The sequence below is a fragment of the Arenimonas sp. genome, assembly GCF_019459675.1.
Lineage (GTDB): Bacteria > Pseudomonadota > Gammaproteobacteria > Xanthomonadales > Xanthomonadaceae > Arenimonas.
This window is the reverse complement of the sequence record NZ_JAIBFH010000422.1, coordinates 1-1,362: the sequence shown is the minus strand read 5'-3', so window position 1 is coordinate 1,362 and position 1,362 is coordinate 1. Positions and strand designations below refer to the sequence as shown.

Here is a 1,362-nt window from a genome sequence, read left to right as displayed (position 1 = left end):
CCTGGCGCGCGCCCAGCCGGCCCTGGCCTGGCGCGAAACCGTCGCCGGCCGCGAACAGGTCCCCATGGCCGCGCTGGCACCCGGCGACGTGGTGCAGGTGGCCGCCGGCGACACCGTGCCCGCCGACGGCCGCGAACAGGTGCCGGTGCTGGCGCTGGCCGCGGCCGACCTGGTGGAGGTGGGCGCGGGAGAAGTGGTGCCGGCGGACGGCGAGCTGCTCGACGCCCCCGCCTCGTTCGACGAATCCCTGCTGACCGGCGAATCCGAGCCGGTGGCCCGGCAGCCCGGCGACGCGCTGTATGCCGGCAGCGTCTGCCGCGAATCGGTCGCCCGCCTGCGCGTGCAGCGCATCGGCAGCGACACCCGGCTGTCGCAGCTCACCCGCGCGGTCGAACAGGCCCAGGCCCAGCGCCCGCACGTGGCGCGGCTGGCCGACGCAGTGGCCACGCGCTTCGTATCGGCGCTGTTCGTCGCGGCCGCGCTGGTGTTCGTCGCCTGGTGGCAGGTGCAGCCCGAGCGCGCGTTCGAAGTGGCGCTGGCGGTGCTGGTGGTCAGCTGCCCCTGTGCGCTGTCGCTGGCCGTGCCCGCCGCCCTGGCAACGGCCCACGGCACCCTGGCGCGCATGGGCGTGCTGGCCCTGGGTGCCGACGCGCTGGAATCCCTGGCCAAGGCCGATACGGTGCTGCTGGACAAGACCGGCACGCTGACCCTGGGCCAGCCCCAGTTGCTGGAAGCGCGCGCCATGGACGGCGGCGACGTGGCGCCCTGGCTGGACGTGGCCGCGGCGCTGGAACAGGGCGCCGGCCATCCGATCGCCGCTGCGTTCGCGCGCAGCGGGCCGACTTGCGCCGAGCGCGTCCGGGCCTTCCCCGGCGAAGGCGTGGCAGGCGAAGTGGCGGGCCGCGCCTGGCGACTGGGCCGCGCGGGCTTCGCCATGCAGGGTCCGGACGATGGCGCCCTGTGGCTGGGCGACGGCACGCGGGCCGTGGCGCGATTCACCGTGGCGGACCCGCAGCGGCCCGACGCCCCGCAGGCCGTCGCCGCACAGCGCGCACTGGGCCTGGCCCCGCGCATCCTCAGCGGTGACGGCGCCGATGCCGTGGCGGCCGTGGCGGCCGCCGTGGGCGTGACGCACGTCCAGGCGCGCCAGTCGCCCGAGGAAAAACTGGCGGCCGTCCGCGCGCTGCAGGCACAGGGCCACCGCGTGCTGATGCTGGGCGACGGCATCAACGACGCGCCGGTGCTGGCCGGCGCCGACGTCTCGATGGCCATGGCCGACGGGGCGCCGCGGGCGCCCCGGTACGCCGCCCGGGTGGGGCCCGGGGCGGGGCTGCGGGGGGGGGGGCGGGCCGTGGGGGGGGG

At 77.6% G+C, this 1,362-nt stretch carries 1 protein-coding gene; it reads left to right on the top strand.

Features of this window, described 5'->3' with window-relative positions:
* A partial coding sequence (locus K0M70_RS13985) for an HAD-IC family P-type ATPase (protein WP_290782951.1) occupies nt 1-1,362 on the top strand: 1,362 nt, incomplete at both ends.